At 63.8% G+C, this 21,393-nt stretch carries 19 protein-coding genes; 9 read left to right on the top strand and 10 right to left on the bottom strand.

Annotated features, from left to right (window positions below; all coding sequences use genetic code 11):
• Positions 1-51 precede the first annotated feature (51 nt).
• Both JQ580_RS07835 and JQ580_RS07830 read right to left on the bottom strand, forming a co-directional pair.
• On the bottom strand, positions 52-3,198 hold the full coding sequence (locus JQ580_RS07835) for a multidrug efflux RND transporter permease subunit (RefSeq protein ID WP_212279062.1): 3,147 nt from the start codon (positions 3,196-3,198) through the stop codon (positions 52-54).
• Positions 3,195-4,370 (bottom strand): efflux RND transporter periplasmic adaptor subunit, encoded by a 1,176-nt coding sequence (locus JQ580_RS07830; protein WP_212279061.1) that lies wholly within the window; start codon positions 4,368-4,370, stop codon positions 3,195-3,197. Before JQ580_RS07830 ends, JQ580_RS07835 begins: the two co-directional genes overlap by 4 nt.
• A 378-nt stretch (positions 4,371-4,748) precedes the next feature.
• On the opposite strand from JQ580_RS07830, the gene JQ580_RS07825 reads away from it, so the two are divergent.
• The 6 genes from JQ580_RS07825 to JQ580_RS07800 all read left to right on the top strand — a co-directional run bounded on the left by JQ580_RS07825 (position 4,749) and on the right by JQ580_RS07800 (position 10,526).
• Positions 4,749-4,988, top strand: coding sequence for a hypothetical protein (locus tag JQ580_RS07825; RefSeq protein ID WP_018319817.1), 240 nt, complete (start codon positions 4,749-4,751; stop codon positions 4,986-4,988).
• A 224-nt stretch (positions 4,989-5,212) separates the two neighbouring features.
• Positions 5,213-7,615: a TonB-dependent receptor gene (locus JQ580_RS07820; protein WP_212279264.1), complete on the top strand. Its 2,403-nt coding sequence runs from the start codon at positions 5,213-5,215 to the stop codon at positions 7,613-7,615.
• A 2-nt stretch (positions 7,616-7,617) separates the two neighbouring features.
• The gene (locus JQ580_RS07815; protein WP_212279060.1) at positions 7,618-8,307 is read left to right on the top strand and encodes a Fe2+-dependent dioxygenase; all 690 of its coding nucleotides are present in this window, start codon (positions 7,618-7,620) and stop codon (positions 8,305-8,307) included.
• Positions 8,304-9,242: a tonB-system energizer ExbB gene (gene exbB, locus JQ580_RS07810; RefSeq protein WP_212279059.1), complete on the top strand. Its 939-nt coding sequence runs from the start codon at positions 8,304-8,306 to the stop codon at positions 9,240-9,242. The genes JQ580_RS07815 and exbB overlap by 4 nt, the downstream gene beginning before the upstream one ends.
• 3 nt (positions 9,243-9,245) lie before the next feature.
• On the top strand, positions 9,246-9,704 hold the full coding sequence (exbD, locus tag JQ580_RS07805) for a TonB system transport protein ExbD (RefSeq protein ID WP_212279058.1): 459 nt from the start codon (positions 9,246-9,248) through the stop codon (positions 9,702-9,704).
• 9 nt (positions 9,705-9,713) lie between these two features.
• A complete protein-coding gene (locus JQ580_RS07800) occupies positions 9,714-10,526 on the top strand; it encodes an energy transducer TonB (protein WP_212279057.1) in 813 nt (270 codons plus the stop codon).
• Here the strand turns inward: JQ580_RS07800 and JQ580_RS07795 are convergent.
• The 3 genes from JQ580_RS07795 to JQ580_RS07785 all read right to left on the bottom strand — a co-directional run bounded on the left by JQ580_RS07795 (position 10,514) and on the right by JQ580_RS07785 (position 12,622).
• Positions 10,514-10,936 carry a hypothetical protein gene (locus tag JQ580_RS07795; protein WP_212279262.1) on the bottom strand — a complete coding sequence of 141 codons (423 nt, stop codon included), beginning with the start codon at positions 10,934-10,936 and terminating at the stop codon, positions 10,514-10,516. The two genes, JQ580_RS07800 and JQ580_RS07795, sit on opposite strands and share 13 nt — an antisense overlap.
• Before the next feature lie 65 nt (positions 10,937-11,001).
• Positions 11,002-11,682, bottom strand: coding sequence for a site-2 protease family protein (locus JQ580_RS07790; RefSeq protein WP_212279056.1), 681 nt, complete (start codon positions 11,680-11,682; stop codon positions 11,002-11,004).
• Positions 11,683-11,755: 73 nt separating this feature from the next.
• Positions 11,756-12,622 (bottom strand): LysR family transcriptional regulator, encoded by an 867-nt coding sequence (locus tag JQ580_RS07785; protein ID WP_212279055.1) that lies wholly within the window; start codon positions 12,620-12,622, stop codon positions 11,756-11,758.
• A gap of 92 nt (positions 12,623-12,714) precedes the next feature.
• Between JQ580_RS07785 and JQ580_RS07780 the strand changes: the two genes are divergently transcribed.
• A complete protein-coding gene (locus JQ580_RS07780; protein WP_212279054.1) occupies positions 12,715-13,626 on the top strand; it encodes a DMT family transporter in 912 nt (303 codons plus the stop codon).
• A 2-nt stretch (positions 13,627-13,628) separates the two neighbouring features.
• On the opposite strand, the gene JQ580_RS07775 is transcribed toward JQ580_RS07780, so the two are convergent.
• The 5 genes from JQ580_RS07775 to gntR form a co-directional block, all read right to left on the bottom strand.
• Positions 13,629-14,021 carry a GFA family protein gene (locus JQ580_RS07775; RefSeq protein WP_212279053.1) on the bottom strand — a complete coding sequence of 131 codons (393 nt, stop codon included), beginning with the start codon at positions 14,019-14,021 and terminating at the stop codon, positions 13,629-13,631.
• A gap of 7 nt (positions 14,022-14,028) precedes the next feature.
• Complete coding sequence (locus JQ580_RS07770) at positions 14,029-14,775, bottom strand: SDR family NAD(P)-dependent oxidoreductase (protein WP_212279052.1); 747 nt, start codon at positions 14,773-14,775, stop codon at positions 14,029-14,031.
• Between the two features lie 19 nt (positions 14,776-14,794).
• On the bottom strand, positions 14,795-15,526 hold the full coding sequence (locus JQ580_RS07765) for an SDR family oxidoreductase (RefSeq protein WP_212279051.1): 732 nt from the start codon (positions 15,524-15,526) through the stop codon (positions 14,795-14,797).
• 158 nt (positions 15,527-15,684) lie between these two features.
• The gene (locus JQ580_RS07760) at positions 15,685-17,514 is read right to left on the bottom strand and encodes an IlvD/Edd family dehydratase (protein ID WP_212279050.1); all 1,830 of its coding nucleotides are present in this window, start codon (positions 17,512-17,514) and stop codon (positions 15,685-15,687) included.
• Positions 17,515-17,652: 138 nt separating this feature from the next.
• Complete coding sequence (gene gntR, locus JQ580_RS07755; RefSeq protein ID WP_212279049.1) at positions 17,653-18,753, bottom strand: HTH-type transcriptional regulator GntR; 1,101 nt, start codon at positions 18,751-18,753, stop codon at positions 17,653-17,655.
• 201 nt (positions 18,754-18,954) lie between these two features.
• Here gntR and JQ580_RS07750 point away from each other — a divergent pair, with 201 nt between their 5' ends.
• Both JQ580_RS07750 and JQ580_RS07745 read left to right on the top strand, forming a co-directional pair.
• Entirely contained in the window at positions 18,955-20,022 is a 1,068-nt protein-coding gene (locus JQ580_RS07750) for an ABC transporter ATP-binding protein (RefSeq protein ID WP_212279048.1), read from the top strand.
• 47 nt (positions 20,023-20,069) lie between these two features.
• Positions 20,070-21,389 (top strand): ABC transporter substrate-binding protein, encoded by a 1,320-nt coding sequence (locus JQ580_RS07745; protein WP_212279047.1) that lies wholly within the window; start codon positions 20,070-20,072, stop codon positions 21,387-21,389.
• Positions 21,390-21,393 lie beyond the last annotated feature (4 nt).

The raw sequence follows: 21,393 nt of genomic DNA, 5'->3' as shown, positions 1-21,393 counted from the left end.
GCGTGAACCGGGAGCCTCGCTGTAGCGTCGCCGGAAGAGCCGTGCAAGCCGCTACTCGGCAGCTTCCTTAACGGTGCGGTGCTCGACCCTCTCGCCGCCTTCGCCGTCACCCGAACGGCCCCAGCCCGAGAACCAGTTGTTGAGCTCGTCGAGATAGAGATAGACCACCGGCGTCGTGAACAGCGTCAGCGCCTGGCTGACGATCAGGCCGCCGACCATGGCATAGCCGAGCGGCTGACGGATTTCGGCGCCTGTGCCGTGACCGAGCATCAGCGGCACGCCGCCGAGCAGTGCGGCCATCGTCGTCATCATGATCGGGCGGAAGCGGAGCAGCGCGGCCTGGCGGATGGACTCTTCCGGTGTCTTGTGCTCGTCGCGTTCGGCCGCGATGGCGAAGTCGACCATCATGATGCCGTTCTTCTTCACGATGCCGATCAGGAGAATGATTCCGATCAAGGCAATGAGGCTGAAGTCGAAGCCCGCCACCATCAGGATCAGAAGTGCGCCAACGCCGGCCGAGGGCAGGGTCGACAGGATCGTGATCGGATGGATGTAGCTCTCGTAGAGGATGCCGAGGATCAAATAGACTACGACGAGCGCGGCGAGGATCAGGAGCGGCACGGTGCCGAGCGATTGCTGGAACGCCTGCGCGGTGCCCTGGAAGCTTGAGTTCAGCGTCGGCGGCGCGCCGAGATCGGCCATCGCCTTCTGCACGGCTTCCGTCGCCTGGCCGAGCGCGACGCCCTGGCCAAGGTTGAAGCTGATGGTGATCGCCGGGAACTGGCCCTGATGGCTGATAGAGAGCGGGCGGACCGGATCGGTGGTCCAGGTCGCGAAGGTCGACAGCGGCACCTGATCGCCCGTCAGCGGTGACTTCAGATAGAGCTTGTTGAGACTGTCGAGATTGCCCTGCATCTCCGGCAGGATCTCCAGGATCACTTTGTAGGTGTTGAGCTGGGTGAAATACTGCGTTACCTGCCGCTGGCCGAAAGCGTCATACAACGTGTCGTCGATCAGCTGCGGCTGGATGCCATAGCGCGCGGCGGTGTCGCGGTTGATCTTGAGTTGGACCGTGGTGCCCTGGGTCTGCTGGTCGGTCGCAACGTCGCGCAGCTCCGGCAGGGTCTGCATCTTGGCGAGGATCTTGGGCGCCCATTCGTTGAGTTCGTCCAGATTGGCGTCCTGCAGCGTGAATTCAAACTGCGTGCGCGTCGGCCGGCCGCCGAGTCGCACGTCCTGGGCTGCCTGCATGTAGAGGCGGGCGCCCTGGACCTTGTCGAACTGGGGACGCAGTCGCGCGATGATCTGCTGAGCCGAGGCCTCACGCTTGTCGCGCGGCTTCAGCGTGATGAATAAGTTGCCGTTGTTGCCGGCGCGGCCGCTGCCTCCGATCGACATCGCGACGCTGGCAACGTCGGGATCGGCCAGGATGATCTTGCCGAGCTGTTCCTGCCGCCGCGTCATCTCCTTGAACGAGATGTCCTGCGAGGCTTCCGATGTCGCCGTGATCAGGCCGACGTCCTGCTGCGGAAAGAAGCCCTTCGGGATCAGGACGAACAAGTAGATCGACAGACCGAGCGTGGCGAAGAAGATCGCCAGCGTGGTGCGCCGCCAGGCCAGGGCGTGGTCGAGCACATACTCGTAGCCGCGCAGCATTCCGTCAAAGGCGCGCTCGCTCCATTGATAGAATTTGCCATGGGTTACCTCGCCATGGGCGCGAAGGAAGCGTGACGCCATCATCGGCGTCAGTGTCAGCGACACGAACATCGAGACGAAGATGGTCATGGCCAGCACGACGGCGAATTCACGGAACAGACGCCCGATGATGCCGCCCATCAGGAGCAGCGGAATCAGCACCGCGACCAGCGATATGCTGATCGATACGATGGTGAAGCCGATCTCCTTGGAGCCCTTGAAGGCGGCCTCCATCGGCGATTCCCCGTCCTCGATGTAACGCGTGATGTTCTCCAGCATCACGATGGCGTCGTCGACGACGAATCCGACCGCGATGGTAAGCGCCATCAGCGACAGATTGTCGAGTGAGTACCCGACGACCCACATCAGGGCGCACGCGCCGAGCAGCGCCAGCGGAACCGTGATGGTGGGAATGACCGTGGCCCAGAAGCTGCGCAGGAAGATGAAAATGACCATGACCACGAGGGCGATGGTCAGCAGCAGCGTGAACTGGACGTCCTCGACCGCCGCGCGGATGGTCGTGGTGCGGTCGCTGATGAGCTCGATCTTGATCGCGGGCGGGATCGCCGCCACGAGGCGGGGCAGCGTCGCCTTGATCCTGTCGACGGTCTCGATCACGTTGGCGCCCGGCTGCTTGAAGATCACCAGGAACACGCCGCGCTTGCCGTTGGCCCAGGCCGCCTGCTTGGCGTCTTCAGCTGCGCTCACCGCCTGGCCGACATCGCGGATCCGCAACGGAGCGCCGTTGCGATAGGCGATGATGACGTCGTTCCAGTCCTTCGCGTGCGTGAGCTGGTCGTTGGCGTAGATCGTGTAGGCGCGTTTCTCGCCGTCGATGTTGCCTTTCGGGCTGTCGACCGTGGTGATCGCGATCTGGCTGCGCACGTCCTCCATCGACAGGCCCTTGGCGACCAGTTTCGCCGGGTCGATCTGGATGCGGATGGCGGGCTTCTGCTGACCGCCGATGAAGACCTGGGCGACGCCCGAGAGCTGGCTGATCTGCTGGGCAAGCTGGGCGTCGACAGAGTCGCTGACGCTGGTCAGAGGCAGCGTGTCCGATGTTGCCGACAGCAGCAGGATCGGCGCGTCGGCCGGGTTGACCTTGCGATAGGTCGGCGGCGACGGCAGGTTCTTCGGCAACTGGCCGGATGCCGCGTTGATGGCGCCTTGCACATCGTTCGCGGCGCCGTCGATGCTGCGGTTGAGATCGAACTGGATGGTGATCGACGCCGTGCCGAGATAGCTCGTCGAGGTCATCTGGGCGATGCCGGGAATCTGGGCGAACTGGCGCTCCAGCGGCTGCGCCACGGACGAGGCCATCGTCTCCGGGCTGCCGCCCGGCAGGTTGGCGGTGATCTGGATGGTCGGGAAGTCGACCTGCGGCAACGGTGCAACTGGTAGCAGGGGGTAGGCGACGAGGCCGACAAAGAGAATGCCGGCCATCAACAGCGAGGTGCCGATCGGGTACCGGATGAAAGGTGCCGAAATCCCGCCCCCGATCATTCCTGACGTACCTTGTTCTGGGCCGGGGCCGGGTTCGAACTTGCCACCGCGGTCGAGACGAGGCTGCCGGGCTGCACCTTGAACTGGCCGCCGGTGATCACCTGCTGCCCCGGGCTCAGCCCTTCCTCGATGACCGAATGTCCATCGATGGCGTAGCTGACCTTGATCTTGTGCATTTCGGCCTTGTTGTCCTGGTTGACGGTATAGGCATAAAGGCCGTTGGTGGAATGCTGGACCGCGTCATCCGGAACCACGGTCGCATCCTTCAGCGTCCGGACCAGAAGCCGCGTCGAGACCGACTGGCCCGGCCACAGCGCGTGGTCCTTGTTGTCGAACACCGCCTTGAGCCGGACCGTCCCGCTGGCGGTGTCGACCTGGTTGTTGATGACCGCAAGCTTGCCCTCGGCCAGCGTCTTCTTGCCGTCGGTCGTGAAGGCGATCACCTTGAGCGCGCCGGTCTTCTGGCCTTCGCTGATATAGGGTAGCTGGTCTTCCGGTGCGGTGAAGATCACGGCGATCGGCTCGACCTGCGAAATCGTGACGATGCCCGTCTGCGTCGAGGCGTTGACGATGTTGCCGACGTCGACTTGGCGCAGGCCGGCGACGCCGGTGATCGGCGCCTTAACCTGGGTGTAGTCGAGCTGGGTCTGGGCGTTGGAGATCGCGGCATCGTCGGCGGCGATCTGGGCGGTGAGCTGGGCGACGGTCGAGCGCTGGGTATCGACCCGCTGTGCGGTCGCGAATTCGCCGAGCTTCATGGCGCGCTGAAGTTCGAGATTGGCGTTGGCAAGACTAGCCTCGTCCTGCGCCTTCTTGGCCTTGGCCTGGTCGAGCGTGGCTTGATAGGGACGGGGATCGATCGAGACCAGAAGCTCCCCCTGCTGGACGATCTGTCCTTCCTTGAAGGCGAGCTTGTTGATCTGGCCATCGACGCGGGTGCGGACCTGCACGGTGTTGAACCCCTGAACCGTGCCGAGGCCGGTCAGATAGACCGGGAAGTCGACCTTTTGCGCCGGGGCGACGCTGACGGGGACGGCGGACGGGCGGGACGGCCCCTTCTCGGCGGTCTGGGTCTTGCCGGCGCTATGTCCGTATTTCTGCCAACCATAGTAGCCCGCGGAGGCCACGGCCGCGATGATCAGAATCCAGAGGATCGGCCGGGACTTTTTCATGTCGTCTCGTGTCGGCTCGTATGCCCCCAAGCTACGAATTCCAGGGCAATCGCAGGGTTCCAGCGGGCTTGTATAATACACGCCAAGTTCGAGTGTAAACAGCACTATCCGTCGAGAATCCTAAACAATTGGAAAGCTTTGCACCGTCCAGGCAGAGCCGTGGCGCGGCGGCGTGCAGTGTTGCATTTGCCCGGCCGGCCGAACTGCAAGCAAGTCCTGTACGGCACTCGCAGACGGTGCGCTCGACCCGAACGACGCCGCGCAGAGTCCGCAGTTCGATGGCGAGGACAAGAACGGTTCTAAATCGCGCGACCGCCGTTTCGGTTGTCAGGGATATCGCCATCATCCATATCGGCGCCGCCACACATGGAGCGCAACATGGACGAACTGAACGGCAAGCTGATCGCGTGTCAGATTCTGATCACGGGATTGATCGCGCGTGTCGCCAACGAACAGCGAGATCCCTTGCGCTTCCTCACCGACTTCCGAGACGAGATCAAAGCTGTGGTGAACGGCGTCAACATCGCCGGCATGGACTCGACCGATCGCGTGCGCGCTGTCGCGCTGAAAACCGTCGATGAATTGTTTTCGTTGATGAAGCCGCCGAGCAGCGATTGATGCTGTAAACGAAGCGGCGATGTGCAGCTCGCGGCGTTGTTTTTTTAGAACGAGTCCAATCTCGATTTAGAACGATTTCAAAGTGAAGTTTAGAATCGTTTTGATCTGGATTGATTCAACGGTTCTTGCGACCTGCTCGCATTGACCCGCTATTTTGCGGCCGATACCAACAACTCATCGTTCGTCGAAGTGAACGAGCGAACAGGAAGATGGGGCGTTTGGTAATGGGGCAGGTGGTCGCACCGAAGTCGTTGCGTTCGGTCGTAGCATTCGATTTTGCAGATGAAAAATTCACGGGCGTTTCCGGCAAGAAGGCCTCAGCAGTTGCGAGCTTGATCGCAGTGGCTTCGGTGTCGAGCGGCGCGCAGGCGCAGCAGTCTAACCTGCCGCCGGTGACGGTCGATGCGCCCGTCGAGCGTCCGCGTCCGACGGCATCGAAGCCTTCGCCGGAGCAGGTTCGTGCCCGCAACGCGATTCGTCGCGCCGCGCAGCGCGAGCAGGCTGCCCAGCAGGCCGCGCCGACCACGCCCTCCGGCGCTCCCGACGGCAATCCCTATGCCGATCCGGCCGCGCCCTACAAGGTCGATCACGTCCAGGCGTCCGGCAAGTTCCCGGAGAAGATGCTGAACACGCCCAAGACGATCACGGTGCTCAGCAAGGAAGTACTCGAGGACAAGAACGCGACGACGCTGAAGGAGATCGGGCGCTCGACCGCGGGCGTGACGCTGGGCTCGGGCGAGGGCGGCAACGCATTCGGCGACCGCTTCTTCATCCGAGGCTTCGATGCGCGCAACGACGTCTTCATCGACGGCATCCGCGATCCCGCGGTGTCCATCCGCGAGAACTTCTTCACCGAGCAGATCGAGATCCTGCGCGGCCCCGCATCGTCCTATGCCGGCCGCGGCACCGCCGGCGGCGCCATCAACATCGTCACCAAGCAGGCTGGCGACGTCAACTTCAAGCGCATGGATTCCGAGTTCGGTACCGACATGACCAAGCGCGTCACGCTTGACGTCAACCAGGTCATCGACCCCACCTTCTCGGTGCGCACGGGCGGCCTGTTCCAGGACGCGAACGTCGCCGGCCGCGACTACGTGACCGACAATCGCTGGGGCACTTTCATCTCGACCAAGTACACCCCGACCACCGACATCAAGATCACCACGAACTACGTCCACACCGACCTCAGCGGCTACCCGGATTTCGGCGTGCCCTATTACAAGCAGGGCAACGTACCGGTGACCTCGGCCGGGATTCCGCGCGGCAATTGGTACGGCTTCCTCAACCGCGACTTCCAGACGGCGCGGCAGGATTTCGGCACCGGCACGATCGAGTACAAGGTCAACGAGGCCATTACGCTGACCAGCAAGGTGCGCGGCGAGCATTCGCTTCTCAACTACATCGGCACGCTGCCGCAGAATCCGATCACGACCAACCCCAATCCGCTGCTCTGGACCACGACGGCGAGCGCGCAGAGCCGCTACCAGAACGTGGACGTGTGGGCCAACCAGAACGAGGCCACGTTCAAGCTCGACACCGGCGGCGTCAAGCACACCGCGGTGTTCGGCGTCGAATATTCGAACGAGAACATCTCGATCGACCGTTACGCCGGCCTCGCGTCGGAGCTGGCCGGCAGCCCCTTCACGAGCACCGGCGCCGTGACGGGGGTCAATCTCTACTCCCCGCAATACACCAACATTCCGTTCGGCACGCCGTCGCTGGTTGGAAATCCGACGCGCTATGGTGTCAACACCAGCAGCGTGTATGTGATGGATACCGCGAATTGGCAGGACACGGTCATCGTCAACGGCGGCGTGCGCTACGATGGCTATAGTCAGAGCTCATCCACCAATTCGGCCTATCTCAAGCAAAGCTCCGATCTCGTCAATTACAACGTCGGCGTGGTCTACAAGCCGATGTCGATCGGCAGTGTCTATGCCGCTTATGCGACCTCCGCCAATCCGTTCGGTTCCGAGCTCGACGCGACCGGCACCGATTACGGCGGTGTTCCCGCCAACTCGACGATCCTGCTCGGGCCCGAGCGCAACAAGGCGGCGGAGATCGGTACCAAATGGGAGCTGGCCGACCGTCACCTGCTGGTCAGCGCCGCGCTGTTCCAGACCACCAAGGACAACGCGCGCGAGACCGTCAATAACTTGCTCACCTCGGGCGCGGCCTATCGCATCCAGGGCATCGACATCGAGGCCGAGGGCAAGATCACGGATCGCTGGAGCATCTTCGGCGGCCTGGTGCTGATGCAGTCGAAGGTCACGCAAAGCGGCATCGCCTCCAACATCGGCCTGCAGCTCGCCAACGTCGCCCACCAGTCGTTCAGCATGCTGACCAAGTACAAGTTCGACGACGGCTGGGAGCTGGGCGGCCAGGCGGTGTACCGCTCGAAGGTCTATGGCGGCACGTTCGCGGCCAATACCGGCAACGAACTTCCGAGCTATTGGCGTTTCGACGCGTTCGTCGAGAAGAAGATCGACAAGAACTGGACCATGAAGTTCTACGCGCAGAACCTGACCAACAAGCTGTATTACGATACGCTCTATCGTAGCGCGGTGCCGTTCGTGGCGGTCGCGCCGGGCCGTGCCTTCTACCTGATCACGACGGCGAAGTTCTGATCATGCTGACGTGCCTGCCTGGCATTCTGAGCAAGGACGATGTGGCGGATTTCCGCCGCATCATGAACGCCAGCGCATGGGAGGACGGCCGGTCGACTGCCGGTGCGCAGTCGGCCATGGTCAAGCGAAACGAGCAATTGCCGCCGGACGGCGAGGTCGCGCGCAAGCTCGGCAACCGCATCATCTCGGCGTTGACGTCCAACCCGCGATTCATCGCGGCTGCAATACCGCTCCAGATCTTCCCGCCGCTGTTCAACCGCTATGCGGCGGACAGCGGGCACCATTTCGGCCTGCATGTCGACAATGCGATCCGCGGCGACCGTCTGACCGGCCTTCGCATCCGCACAGACCTTTCGGTCACGCTGTTCCTCGCCGAGCCCGAAGAGTACGACGGTGGCGAACTTGTGATCGAGGACACCTACGGCTCGCACGAAGTCAAGTTGCCAGCCGGCGATTGCGTGCTCTATCCCTCGACCAGCCTGCACCTCGTCACGCCGGTAACCAGGGGAACGCGGGTTGCGTCTTTCTTCTGGCTCCAGAGCATGATACGGGACGATCAAGCCCGAAGCATGATCTTCGACCTCGACACCGCGATTCAGGCGCTGGTGGACAGGCTCGGGCGTGACGATCCCGAAACGGTCAAATTGACGGGTATCTATCACAACCTCATTCGCTACTGGGCCGAAGTATGAAGATCATGTCCTCGAAAGCCAGCCTTGCCGCCGCCGCGTTGCTGGCGGCTGCTTGGCTCGCATCCCCCGTTTTGGCCCAGACACAGACCCCGTCGACACCGGCGCAGTCGGCGGCCCAGCCGGCCCCTGTCGGTCCGGCCCCGGCAGTCACCGCGCCTGCTGTCCCGGCACCTACGGCGGCCACCGTTTCGACTACCGCAAAGCCCGATTCCAAGCCCGATGCGGCGGCCGGCGTCGCGCCGGCGATGAAGGAGCTGTCACCCTGGGTGATGTTCATGTCGGCGGACGTCATCGTGAAGGCGGTGATGATCGGGCTCGCCTTCGCATCGCTGGTGACCTGGACCGTCCTGATCGCCAAGTCGATCGAACTGTCGGTCGCTTCCACCAAGCTCCGTTCGGCCCTGAAGAAGATTGCGGAGTCGCGCTCGCTCGCGGAAGCGCAGATGGCACTCGGAGCCAAGGAAGGCATCCTGCCGTCGTTCCTGGCGGCGGCCCTGCGCGAGGCGCGGATGTCGGCCGGCCTGTCGAGCGATTCCGGCATCAAGGAGCGCGCGGCCTCCAGCTTTTCCGAGATCGTGCGCGCCGAGGCGCGGCGGATCCGCATCGGCATGGGCGTGCTCGCGACCATCGGCTCGACCTCGCCCTTCGTCGGCCTGTTCGGCACGGTCTGGGGCATCATGAACAGCTTCATCGGCATCTCAAAGTCGCAGACCACGAACCTCGCCGTCGTCGCGCCCGGCATCGCCGAAGCGCTGCTCGCCACCGCGATCGGCCTCGTCGCCGCGATCCCGGCCGTCATCATCTACAACCACTTCTCGCGCGTGACGAAGAGCTATCTCGAGCTCGTCAGCCGCGCCTCGGGTGCCGCAGGCCGGCTGCTCTCGCGTGATCTCGATCGCAGCCACGGCAGCGTGCATTCGCGCGCAGCGGAGTGAGCCATGGGCGTTTCGCTCGCAGACAATGACGGCGACGACGACGATTTCTCCGAAACGCATGACATCAACGTCACGCCGTTCATCGACGTCATCCTGGTGCTGCTGATCATCTTCATGGTCGCAGCGCCGCTTTCCACGGTCGACCTGCCGATCGATCTGCCGACGTCCAGCGCGACGCCGCAGAAGAAGCCGGACAAGCCGACCTATCTCAGCATCAAGCCCGATCTGACGCTTGCCCTCGGGGAGAACCCGGTCCACCGTGCCGAGTTGATCGGGACGCTCGACGGACTGTCCGACATGAGCAAGGACAAGTACGTATTCCTGCGTGCCGACAAGTCGGTACCGTATGGGGAGTTGATGGGCGTCATGGAGCTCCTTCGCTCAGGCGGCTATACGCGGGTGAAGCTGGTGGCGCTGGAAGGCGCGCCGGGAGCGCCTGCGGCAGGCGCCGCTCAGCCTTAGAGGCCCGCTATGTCGGACGAACTCAAACCATCCCGGAAGCTGTGGATCCTGGCGGCGGTGGCCGCGCTTGTGCTCCATCTGGGTGGTGCTGCGCTCGCGCTGGCGCATTTGCGTGCCGACGACGACGGCGACGGCCTCGGTGCGAACGGCGCGGAATTCGCAGTTGAGATGGCCTCGCCCAAGGCGCCCGAAACCGATCTGCCGCCCGGGCCTGACAGCGAAGCGATGCAGGAACAGCAGGCGCTTCCTGAGCAGAAGGCCGAGACCAAGGAGACTGAGCTCCCGAAGGACCAGTCGCAGGAGGTCGTGGATCCCGACCGCGTCGTGACCGAGAACAACGCGAAGAAGCCGACGGAAGACGATCCGAAGATTCAGGCGGTCGAAACGCCGGCCGCCGAGGCTTCGCCGAAATCGGTCGCGACGGCGCGGCAGACCCTCGAGGAGGACGCGCGCGAGGCCGAGAAGGCGGTGGCGCCCGTCATCGGCATCGGCAAGGACGTCCTGAAGCTGACAGCCGACTGGAACCGCAAGATCAGCGCGCATTTGTCGCTGCACAAGATCAATCCGGAAGGCAAACAGCCCAATAACCAGAAGGTCAAGGTCAGCTTCGCGATCAACCGGAAGGGCAACGTGCTGTCGGTGGATGTCGTGCAGTCATCAGGGGACGCAGCCTATGACGCGGCTGCGGTCTCGATCGTCCGCAAGTCGGATCCGATCCCGCAGCCGCCCGCCGGGTTGACCGAGGACCGGTTCGAGCGGACCGTGGACATCATTTTCACGCCGGCTGACGCGAAAAAGAAGAAGACGGCTCAGCGCCAATAGAGCCTGATTGCGACATAGACGACGACAAGGCAGGCGAAGATCAGCGCCACCGGAAGGGGCCGTTTCTGGGTTCCAGCTGCCGCGCCAGCCCCGAAAAAGCTGGTCGTCTTCGGTTTCGGTGCCGGGCGCCGGAACGCGGTAACATTGTCCGCTGCCGGCTCGGCCGGGCGAGGGCGGACGTCGGGCGGGTTTCCCCCGCCGCCCATCTCGGCATAATAAGCCTTGTAGATCGCGCCGATGGTCGCCTCGGTGGCCTCGCCCTCGCTCATCTGAGCCAGCAGGTTCTGGTAGCTCGCGAGGAATTCCTGGGCGCCCGAAGGCAACGCGGACGCCCCATTGAGCTTGGCCATCATCTTCCAGGTGGCGAAATCGGCGCGGGCGCGGGTGTCGGCGCGTCGCGCGATCAGCATATCGGCAGCTTTGACCAAGTCGGCCTCTGGCCCTTCGGCTTAAAAGTTCGGGTGCGGTTGTTCAACTACGCATTGCCGGTCAGGAAGAGAACAGCCTGAATCACATGACCGGTCAACGTTCGCAGTATTGCTGAAATAACATCAAGATTTAGACCGAACTGGGAACCTGCAAGAGGCAGCAGGATCAGCAGGCCTATCAGGATCAGCATCCCGAATGGCTCAAGCCGGGCCAGCGGCATCGCGAGGACGCGCGGCAGCAATCCAACCGCGACGCGGCCGCCATCGAGCGGCGGGATCGGCAACATGTTGAACACCGCGAGGATGGCGTTGATGATGAGCGCATTCTTGAGGTTGTCGGCGACCCATTTCGCCGAGCTGGCAGGGACAAGCGGCAGGGTGTGGAAGGCGAGGGCCGCTGCAAGCGCCAGCAGGATGTTGGTGGCAGGTCCGGCCAGTGCCACCCAGACCATGTCAAGCCTGGGGTTGTTCAGCTTGCGGAAGTTGACCGGCACCGGCTTGGCATAGCCGAACAGGAAGGGCGAATGCGTAAACAGCAGCATCGCCGGCAGGATCACGGTACCGAACGGGTCGATATGCCTAATTGGGTTGAAGCTGACGCGGCCGAGCTGCGCGGCCGTATTGTCTCCGAGCCGGTCGGCGACGAAGGCGTGCGCGGCCTCGTGGAAGGTGATGGCGAGCACCAGCGGAAGCACCCATACCGACAGGTCATAAAAGGAGATGTTCACGGCTCGTTGATCCCGGTTCGCTCGCGGCCTTGCAGCCGTTCCAGCCAAACCGGCGGTGCAGCAACGCTTCAGCTCAAGATAGGGTGGCCGGTTCCGAAATGCCACGCTGCAAATGATCCGCCAGCAGTGTCGCCGGGCGCGACAGGTTGCGCGCGCGGTGGAGGCGGATGTCGGCCGCGGGCAGCGGCGGCAGGCCGTCGCACGTCGGCAGGATGCGCAGGCGGGAAGACAGGGTGCCGGCCTTCACGACGGTCACCGCGAGGCCCTGCACTGCGATCGCCTCTACCGCTGCAAGTGTGCGGCTGACAAAGGCGAGGCGCCAGGGCCGGCCGGCGGCATCAAGGGCATCCGCCGCCCATTGCCGGAACAGACAGCCCGGCGGGTAGAGTGCGACGGGCAGCGTGTCGTGCGGCTTGGTTGAATATGACGCGGCAGCGGCCCAGACGGCCTGATCGCGCCGCAACAGCTCGCCGTTGCCGCATCCTTCCGGATGCATGGCGATGACGAGGTCATAGGCGTCGCCGAGCCGCGCCGGCATCGTTGCGGTCAGCCCGGTCTCGACATCGACCCGGACCTGCGGATTGTTTTGGGCGAAGCGCGCCAGCAGGGGCGGAATGACAAGGGTGCCGTAGTCGTCCATCACGCCGAGGCGGATCACGGCTTCGGCCTTGCGCGCGCGAAGCGCACCGACGGCCTCCGCATTGAGGTCGAGGATGCGGCTCGCATAGCCGAGCAGCTCCTTGCCTGCGGCAGTCGGCGTCACGCCGGCCCGGGTGCGATGAAACAATCTTGTATCGAGCCGCTCTTCCAGACGCCTGATCTGAACGCTTACGGCCGATTGCGTCCGGTGAAGCGTCTCGGCAGCGCGCGTGAATGAGCGATGCCTGGCAACCGCGAGAAAGGCCTTGAGTAGATCGGGATCGAGATCGGGCGCGCTCATGACAAGAACTTATCGCACCATGACGGAAATTCCATTCCCTGTTTCGGCGCGCCTCGTATGCTGCGCGCCGAACCGCGGAAAAGGGAGGAAGTGTGGGCGAGATATCCGGCGTTCTGGCTGCCGTGCTGTCCAGTGGTCTTGGCGGCACCTCGATTGGCGCAACACGCTATCTCGTCGGCAGCCTCGATCCGCTCGCGATCGGCTCGTTCCGGTTCGGCATCGGCTTTCTCCTGCTGTTGCCGCTGACGCTGCTGCGTGGCGACCGCTGGCCGGGGCGAGGGGACTGGTCGGCCGCCGTCGGTCTCGGCTTTCTGTTCTTCGCCATGTTTCCGATCCTGTTCAATGCGTCGCTGATCTTCACGACCGCGGCGCGCGGCGCCCTCGCGCTGTCGACGCTTCCCCTGCTGTCGCTCCTGATCGGCTCTGCGCTCGGCGCCGAAGCCCTGACCTGGCGCAAATCGATCGGTGTGGTGATTGCGACTCTCGGTGTTGCAGTCGCGCTCCTCACCGACCTGACCTCCGCGCCGGCGGGCGCATGGCGCGGCGATCTCCTGATGATGGCTGCCGCGCTGTGCATGGCGCTCTATGGCATCTGGTCGAAGCCGCTGATCCGGCGCTCCGGCCCGCTGGGCTTCACGACCATGAGCATGGCAGCAGGGGCAGCCTGCCTCATCCTGCTCTCGTACGTCCGCGGCAGCTTCGCGCCAGTCGCGGGTTTCGGCACGCCGCAATGGCTCGCAGCCTCCTATCTCGGGGCGTTCGGCGCCGCGCTGACCTTCTATCTCTGGGCCTTTGCGCTGGAGCGGACGACGCCGACGCGCGTCGCGATCTCGGTGACGGTCAATCCGATCACGGCGTCGCTGGTCGGCGCGTGGTTACTGAACGAACCGCTGCGCTGGAATCTCGCGGCCGGCATCGTCGCGGTGTTTGCCGGGATCTGGATCGCAACGACAACGGGCCGGCGTGGCCAGACGGTGAGCACGTCTGCGCCAGGCACATCCTGACGTCACGTCGGGATCGTCCCCTGATATTGCGTCAGACCGTCGTCGAGCTTCACCCAGGCGACCTTTTCCGAGACCCAGATATGCTCGGTCGGGGCAAAAGCGTTGCGGTCGTCGAAGGTGGTGAGCGAAACGCCCGCCAGCGTGCCGTTGCGCCGCCAGGAGAACAGGCGCGTGCCGCAGCGCTTGCAGAACACGCGATCGATGTGCTCGGACGACGCATAGTGTTCGGTGTGGCCTTCAACCGTCAGCGCGCGCTGGTCGAATTGCGCGCGGGCGAAGAAGGGCGAGCCCATCGCTTTCTGACAGAGACGGCAATGGCAGACACGGACATTGAGCGGCTCGCCCTCTGCCTTGAACCGCACCGCGCCACAGAGGCAACCGCCTTCCCGGATCATGCCGTCCTCAATAGGTTGCGCGACCGCCCGAGATGTCGAACACCGCGCCTGTCGAGAAGGCACAATCTTCGGACGCGAGCCAGGCCACCATAGCGGCGAGCTCTTCGACCAGGACGAAGCGCGCCTTTGGAATCTTCGACAGCATGAAATCGATATGCTGTTGCGTCATCTGATCGAAGATTGCGGTCTTCGCCGCGGCCGGCGTCACCGCATTGACCAGAATGTCGTGTGCGGCAAGCTCCTTGCCGAGCGATTTCGTCAGCGCGATCAGGCCGGCCTTCGACGCGGAATAATGCGCGGCATTCGGATTGCCTTCCTTGCCGGCGATGGAGGCGATGTTCACGATGCGCCCGTATTTCTGCTTGAGCATAACCGGCACGATCGCCTTGCAGACGATGAAGGGACCGTCGAGGTTGATGCGCAGCACCTTGCGCCATTCCTCCAGATCGGTTTCCCAGACCGGCTTGTTGACGCCGGCGATGCCGGCGTTGTTGACCAGGATGTCGATCTTGCCGAACGCGGCCAGCGTCGCATCGCGCGCCTGCTCGACGGCTGCCGTATCGGTGACGTCGACCTTGAAGACCTTGGTCTCGCCGCCGATCTCCTTCGCCGTCTTCTCGGCCAGCGCGACGTCGAAATCCCAAATCGCGACCTTGGCGCCGGAGGCGGTGAAGCGCTGGGTGATGGCGCGGCCAAAGCCCTGCGCGCCGCCGGTGACGACAGCGACGCGGCCGTCGAGGTCGATCTTGTTCATGAGACTGATCCTCTTGCCGTCAGAGCATGTAGCCGCCGTCGACGACGAGGTCGACGCCGGTGGTGAAGGCGCTCTCGTCGCTGCCGAGATAGACCGCCATCGACGCGATCTCGTCGGCGGTGCCGAGCCGCCCCATCTTCTGGCGGGAGATGAACATCTCCTTGCCCTGCGGACCCTGTGCGGCGGCGCGGTCGAGCATCGAGGGCGTCTCGACGGTGCCGGGGCAGATCGAGTTGCAGCGGATGCCCTTGGTGATGAAGTCGAGCGCGACCGCGCGGGTCAGCAGGGAAACTGCCGCTTTCGAGGCGCTGTAGACGTAGCGGTTCGCCGGCGGCCTCAGGGCAGCGCAGGAGGAGATGTTGACGATGCTGCCGCCGCCGGCCGCGAGCATTTCTGGTAGGAACGCCTTGATGGTTCGGTGCATCGACTTGACGTTGAGGTCGAACGAGAAATCGAAGTCCTCTTCCGAGCATTCCAGGATGGTGCCGTGATGGACGAAGCCCGCCGCGTTGAGCAGGATGTCGACCTTGCCGATACGTTTGGCGAAGGCGTTGACGTCGGCGGTGTTGCGGACGTCGAGTCTGGCGACCTCGGCGATGCCTTCCTTGGTCAGATCGGCGATGCCGGCTTCGTTGATATCGGTCGCGATCACGGTTGCGCCTTCACGCGCGAATGCGAGAGCGCAGGCGCGCCCGATGCCGGCGGCCGCAGCCGTGACGACGGCGCGCTTGCCCTTGAGGCGGTTGGCCATGTTGTTTCTCCTTTGAATTTTCTTCTGTGATTCCGGGGGCGCGCCTCTCGGCGCAAACTACGGTGCGCAATTGCGCACCTGAGAATCCATCGGGTCACAGCGTGGGTTGTTCAGTGGATCCCGGGCTCGCGACTCGGTCGCGCCCCGGAATGACAGGTCTAGTGGTTATCCCGCGCCACGCCGAACGTGCCGGCGACGTTCTGGTACCTTGTGGCGAGCTCCATGCAGGCGCCGGTCGATTGCTGGCCGACGGTGTTGCGGTAGATCTCCTGCCACGGCGTCTGGTTCGGTGGGTGCTTGAAGCCGCCATTGGCCTTGAGCTCGGCGTGACGCTTCTTGAGCTCCTCGTCCGAGATCAGGATGTTGGCGCTGCCCTTGTTGAGATCGACGCGGACCTTGTCGCCGGTCTTGAGGACCGCAAGCCCGCCATTGGCGGCGGCTTCCGGCGAGGCGTTCAGGATCGAGGGCGAGCCCGAGGTGCCGGACTGGCGGCCGTCGCCGATGCAAGGCAGGGACAGGATGCCGCGTTTGATCAGCGCTGCCGGCGGCTGCATGTTCACGACCTCGGCGCCACCGGGGTAGCCGATCGGGCCGGTGCCGCGGATGAACAGCACGCAGCGCTCGTCGATGTCGAGCGAGGCATCGTCGATCCGCGCATGATAGTCCTCCGGACCCTCGAACACGATGGCGCGGCCCTCGAAGGCGTTGGGATCTTTCGGATTGCTGAGATAGCGATCGCGGAATTCCTTGGAGATGACCGAGGTCTTCATGATCGCGGAATCGAACAGATTGCCCTTCAGCACCAGAAAGCCGGCATCCTTCACCAGCGGCTTGTCGTAGGCCCAGATCACGTCGTTGTCGGGCTTCGGCGCATCCTTGCAGTTCTCGCCGATGCCGCGGCCGTTGACGGTGACGGCGTCCTCATGGATGCGCTTGTGCTTCATCAATTCGCGCACCACGGCGGGCACGCCGCCGGCGCGGTGGAATTCCTCGCCAAGATAAAAGCCGGCCGGCTGCATGTTGACGAGCAGCGGCACGTCGTGGCCGACCTTCTGCCAGTCTTCGATGGTGAGCTCGACGCCGATGTGGCGGGCCAGCGCGTTGATGTGGATCGGCGCGTTGGTCGAGCCGCCGATCGCCGAATTGATCACGATGCAGTTCTCGAACGCCTTGCGGGTCAGGATGTCCGAGGGCTTGAGGTCTTCCCACACCATCTCGACGGCGCGCTTGCCGGTCTCGTAGGCGATCTGGCCGCGCTCGCGGTAGGGCGCGGGGATCGCAGCGCATCCCGGCAACGAGAAGCCGAGCGCTTCGGCAAGACCGTTCATGGTCGAGGCCGTACCCATGGTGTTGCAATGGCCGACCGATGGCGCGGAGGAGGCCACGATCTCCATGAACTCTTCATAGTCGATCTCGCCCGCCGCGAGCCGCTCACGCGACTTCCAGACGATGGTGCCGGAGCCGGTGCGCTCGCCGGCGTGCCAGCCGTTCAGCATCGGGCCGCCCGACAGCACGATCGCGGGGAGGTTCACGGTCGCAGCCGCCATCATGCAGGCCGGCGTGGTCTTGTCGCAGCCGGTGGTGAGTACGACGCCGTCCAGCGGATAACCGTAGAGAATCTCGACCAGGCCGAGATAGGCGAGGTTGCGGTCGAGCGCGGCGGTCGGGCGCTTGCCGGTCTCCTGGATCGGATGGGTCGGGAATTCCATCGCAATGCCGCCGGCCTCGCGGATGCCCTCGCGGACGCGATGGGCCAGCTCGATATGGTGGCGGTTGCAGGGAGAGAGGTCGTTGCCGGTCTGGGCAATGCCGATGATCGGCTTGCCGGACTGCAGCTCGGCGCGGGTAAGGCCGTAATTGAGGTAGCGCTCCATGTAGAGCGCGGTCATGCCCGGATTATGCGGGTTGTTGAACCATTCCTGCGAGCGAAGGTGGCGGCGGGAGCCGTTGCCGGCGGGGGCATGCCCATTGGTTGGCTTTTTTGTCATTGGTTTCTCCTGCAATGCAAACGCACTGGCGTCCGTCCACTTACGTCAGTCCTGGGGGCGTCGGCTTGCGCGATGCCCAACGGTGCGACATGACGGATCGCTGGCCCGCTGGCGGGTCGTTTCCTCACAAACGCAATACTAGTCATGGCTACTTGGTAACGCTACCATTTTGTTCGTTGCGCCCGCGCCTGAAACGGCTGGCCTGCTGTCCGAATGGCGCGGCAACGAGCTTTGCCGCTCGACCACCTTGAAGCCGAGATCGAGCACCGGCTGCTCCGGGCGCTGTCCGTCGATCGCCTCGATCAGCATGGTGGCGGCCGTCCTGCCCATCTCGTACCGGTTGGTGCGCACGCTGGTGAGGGTGGGGACGGCGGAGGCCATGAATTCCAGGTCGTTGAAGCCGACGATCGCGATCTGGTCGGGGACGGCAATCTCCCTTCGCCGGCATTCGAACAGCACGCCGAGCGCGAGGTCGTCATTGGCGCAGAACACCGCATCGAGATTGGGCTCGCGCGCCAGCAGATCGGCGAACAGGGCGCCGCCCAGCGTCACCGAGGTCGGTGTCGCCGTGGTGACGACGAGCCGCTGCTCGAACGACCCGGCGTCCTTCATGGCCGAGACGTATCCGTCCAGCCGCCGCTGCACCCTGGGATCCATGCGCGCGCCGACGAAGCCGATCTTGCGGCGGCCCTGTTCGAAGAGGTGCGCAACCGCTGCGCGGGCTGCATCATAGTGCGAAAAGCCTATCATCATGTCGACCGGGTCGGGGCCGATCTCCATTATCTGCACGATCGGGCAATCGGCGGCCTCGAGCATGGCGCGCGATTCCGGGGTCTGGTCGATCCCGGTGACGATCAGCCCGGCCGGCTTCTGCGCGAGAAACAGCCGCAGCAGCTTTTCCTCCTGCAGAATGCTGTAGCGCGTGTTGGACAACTGGATCGAGTAGCGGCTGCCTTCGGACGCGTCGTAGATGCCGCGCAGCACGTCCGAGAAGACATTGTTGGTGAGAGAGGGAATCAGGACGCCGATGACCTCGGTCCGTTGCGAGGCGAGTGCGCGGGCCGCGAGGTTCGGCACATAGCCGAGCTCCTTGGCGGCGCTCTCGACCCGTGTCCGTTTGCCGATCGACAGGGCCTCCGGATTGCGGAAAAAACGGGACGCCGTGATCGGGCTGACGCCGGCAAGCTCGGCGACTTCCGCCAGCCGGATCTTGCCTGACTTGGTGCGTTTTCGACCCATTTGCTGCTCTTAACACAGTCATTCCCGCAAACAAAGGAACGTTGACAGCGCTACCAGCAACGACTAACCAAAGACAAATTGCCAAAACCGCACAAACTGCCGACAATGTTGCTCGCTAAGATCGGGCCGAGTTCGGTAAAGTCTGAAAAACAAGACGGTCGCGGCGCTCGAGGCGTCGTTGACTTTCGAGGAGGGAGCTAGATGTCGTCTGTGCAAATCCGCGACGTGCGGAAATCGTTCGGCAATTTTGAAGTCCTGCACGGCGTGACTGTACCGATCGAGGACGGCCAGTTCGTCGTTCTGGTCGGCCCCTCCGGCTGCGGCAAGTCGACGCTTCTGCGCATGCTCGCCGGTCTCGAGAACATCACCTCCGGCACGATCTCGATCGGTGACCGCGTCGTCAACAATGTCCAGCCCAAGGAGCGGGACATTGCGATGGTCTTCCAGAACTACGCGCTCTATCCGCACATGACGGTCGCCGACAATATGGGCTTCTCGCTGAAGCTGCGGAACGCGGGCGCCGACGAGATCAACAAGCGCGTCAAGCGCGCCGCCGAGATCCTCGCGCTGGGGCCGCTGCTTGATCGCTATCCGCGCCAGCTCTCCGGCGGTCAGCGCCAGCGCGTCGCGATGGGCCGTGCCATCGTGCGTGATCCGCAAGTCTTTCTGTTCGACGAGCCGTTGTCCAACCTCGACGCCAAGCTGCGCGTCGCCATGCGCACCGAGATCAAGGAGCTGCACCAGCGGCTGAAGACGACGACCGTCTACGTCACCCACGACCAGATCGAAGCCATGACCATGGCCGACAAGATCGTCGTCATGCATGACGGCATCGTCGAGCAGATGGGCACGCCGCTCGAGCTCTACGACAAGCCCGACAACCAGTTCGTCGCCGGCTTCATCGGCTCGCCCGCGATGAACTTCCTGAAGGGGCATGTGCGGGTCAACGGCGTGGCGACCTTCGAGGGGCCGAACGGCGTCAAGCTGCCGCTCAAGACCGCGCCCGCGGCGTCCGACGGCCGTCCCGCGGTCTACGGCGTGCGGCCCGAGCATTTCACCATCGCCGACGACGGCGCCGAAGCCGAGATCGTGGTGGTGGAGCCGACCGGCTCGGAGACGCAGGTGTTCGCCAAGATCGGCGGCGAGCAGGTCGTCGCGGTGTTCCGCGAACGCCATCAGTTCAACCCGGGCGACAAGATCCGGCTGAAGCCCGAGCCGTCACTGGTGCATCTGTTCGACGAGACGACGGGAAAACGCCTGAACTCGTAGCGTAAGACCAAGCCAAGACAATAAAAAAGCATCACAGGGAGGACACCATGCAAGACTTTACCCGCCGGACTCTGCTTCAGGGCGGAACGGCATTGGCTGCGACCGGCATGCTCACCGGGCCGGCACTGTTCGATTTCGCCAAGGCCTGGGCGCAGAGCTCGCCCTGGAAGGCGGAGCCCGGCGCCAAGCTGACCGTGATGCGCTGGAAGCGCTTCGTGCCGGCCGAGGACGATGCGTTCAACGCCATGGTCGCCGCGTTCAAGGCCGCCACCGGCACCGAGATGAACGTGTTCAGCGAGTCCTTCGAGGACGTGCAGCCGAAGGCTTCGGTTGCGGCCAACACCGGCTCCGGACTCGATCTCGCATGGGGCCTGCACACGCTGCCGCAGCTGTTCCCCACCAAAGTTCTGAAGATGAATGACGTCGCCGATTATCTCGGCAAGAAATACGGCGGCTGGACCGATGCGGCGGCCAAGACATGCATGCAGGGCAATGACTGGCTCGGCATTCCCGTTGCGACCAACGGCGGTTACATGACCTACCGCAAGTCGGCGATCGAGAAGGCGGGCTTCAAGGAATTCCCGAAGGACTTCCCCGGCTTCCTCGAGATGTGCAAGGCGCTGAAGGCGAACAACACGCCGGCCGGCTTCGCGCTCGGACATGCCTCGGGTGACGGCAATTCGTGGCTGCACTGGGTCCTGTGGGGCCACGGCGCCTACACCGTCGACCAGAACGACAAGATCATCATCAACTCGCCGGAGACGGCGAAGGCGCTGGAATATTGCAAGGCGCTGTACGACGCCTTCATTCCGGGCACGGCGTCCTGGAACGATTCCTCCAACAACAAGGCGTTCCTCGCCGGCGAGCTTTACTGCACGGCGAACGGCATCTCGATCTACGTCGCCGCCAAGACCGATGCGAGCAAGAAGGAACTCGCCGAGGACACCTATCACGCGCTCTGGCCGGTTGGACCGGTCGGCAAGCCGACCGAGCTGCAGCTTGCGCTGCCGATCCTCGCCTTCAACTTCACCAAATATCCGAATGCGTCAAAGGCCTTCATCGCCTTCATGCTGGAGAAGGAGAACTACGAGAAGTGGCTGGACGGCGCGCAGGGCTACCTGACGCAGACCCTCAACGCCTATGAATCGGCGCCGATCTGGAAGGCTGATCCCAAGAACGAGGTCTTCTCTCAGGCCTCGAAGCGCACTCTTCCGGCGGCCGGTATCGGCACCGTCGGCGAAAAGGCGGCAACTGCCATCGCCGACTTCATCGTCGTCGACATGTTCGCCAACTACTGCACCGGCACCAAGGATGCGAAGGGCTCGATGGCGGAAGCCGAGCGCCAACTGAAGCGCATCTATCGCTGAGCGT

This window comes from Bradyrhizobium sp. SZCCT0148, assembly GCF_018129985.1.
Taxonomy (GTDB): Bacteria; Pseudomonadota; Alphaproteobacteria; order Rhizobiales; family Xanthobacteraceae; genus Bradyrhizobium; species Bradyrhizobium japonicum_H.
Note: the sequence above shows the minus strand (reverse complement) of the source record. Positions and strands in the feature narration are given on the sequence as shown.

Excerpts from the sequence above, each read along its gene's own strand:
- JQ580_RS07795 (WP_212279262.1), bottom strand. The coding sequence starts at position 10,936 with ATGCTGATCGCGCGACGCGCCGACACCCGCGCCCGCGCCGATTTCGCC.
- gntR (WP_212279049.1), bottom strand. The coding sequence starts at position 18,753 with ATGGGTCGAAAACGCACCAAGTCAGGCAAGATCCGGCTGGCGGAAGTC.
- JQ580_RS07830 (WP_212279061.1), bottom strand. The coding sequence starts at position 4,370 with ATGAAAAAGTCCCGGCCGATCCTCTGGATTCTGATCATCGCGGCCGTG.
- exbB (WP_212279059.1), top strand. The coding sequence starts at position 8,304 with ATGAAGATCATGTCCTCGAAAGCCAGCCTTGCCGCCGCCGCGTTGCTG.
- JQ580_RS07800 (WP_212279057.1), top strand. The coding sequence starts at position 9,714 with ATGTCGGACGAACTCAAACCATCCCGGAAGCTGTGGATCCTGGCGGCG.
- JQ580_RS07760 (WP_212279050.1), bottom strand. The coding sequence starts at position 17,514 with ATGACAAAAAAGCCAACCAATGGGCATGCCCCCGCCGGCAACGGCTCC.
- JQ580_RS07770 (WP_212279052.1), bottom strand. The coding sequence starts at position 14,775 with ATGAACAAGATCGACCTCGACGGCCGCGTCGCTGTCGTCACCGGCGGC.
- JQ580_RS07815 (WP_212279060.1), top strand. The coding sequence starts at position 7,618 with ATGCTGACGTGCCTGCCTGGCATTCTGAGCAAGGACGATGTGGCGGAT.
- JQ580_RS07825 (WP_018319817.1), top strand. The coding sequence starts at position 4,749 with ATGGACGAACTGAACGGCAAGCTGATCGCGTGTCAGATTCTGATCACG.
- JQ580_RS07775 (WP_212279053.1), bottom strand. The coding sequence starts at position 14,021 with ATGATCCGGGAAGGCGGTTGCCTCTGTGGCGCGGTGCGGTTCAAGGCA.
- JQ580_RS07820 (WP_212279264.1), top strand. The coding sequence starts at position 5,213 with ATGGGGCAGGTGGTCGCACCGAAGTCGTTGCGTTCGGTCGTAGCATTC.
- JQ580_RS07750 (WP_212279048.1), top strand. The coding sequence starts at position 18,955 with ATGTCGTCTGTGCAAATCCGCGACGTGCGGAAATCGTTCGGCAATTTT.
- JQ580_RS07765 (WP_212279051.1), bottom strand. The coding sequence starts at position 15,526 with ATGGCCAACCGCCTCAAGGGCAAGCGCGCCGTCGTCACGGCTGCGGCC.
- JQ580_RS07745 (WP_212279047.1), top strand. The coding sequence starts at position 20,070 with ATGCAAGACTTTACCCGCCGGACTCTGCTTCAGGGCGGAACGGCATTG.
- JQ580_RS07835 (WP_212279062.1), bottom strand. The coding sequence starts at position 3,198 with ATGATCGGGGGCGGGATTTCGGCACCTTTCATCCGGTACCCGATCGGC.
- exbD (WP_212279058.1), top strand. The coding sequence starts at position 9,246 with ATGGGCGTTTCGCTCGCAGACAATGACGGCGACGACGACGATTTCTCC.
- JQ580_RS07785 (WP_212279055.1), bottom strand. The coding sequence starts at position 12,622 with ATGAGCGCGCCCGATCTCGATCCCGATCTACTCAAGGCCTTTCTCGCG.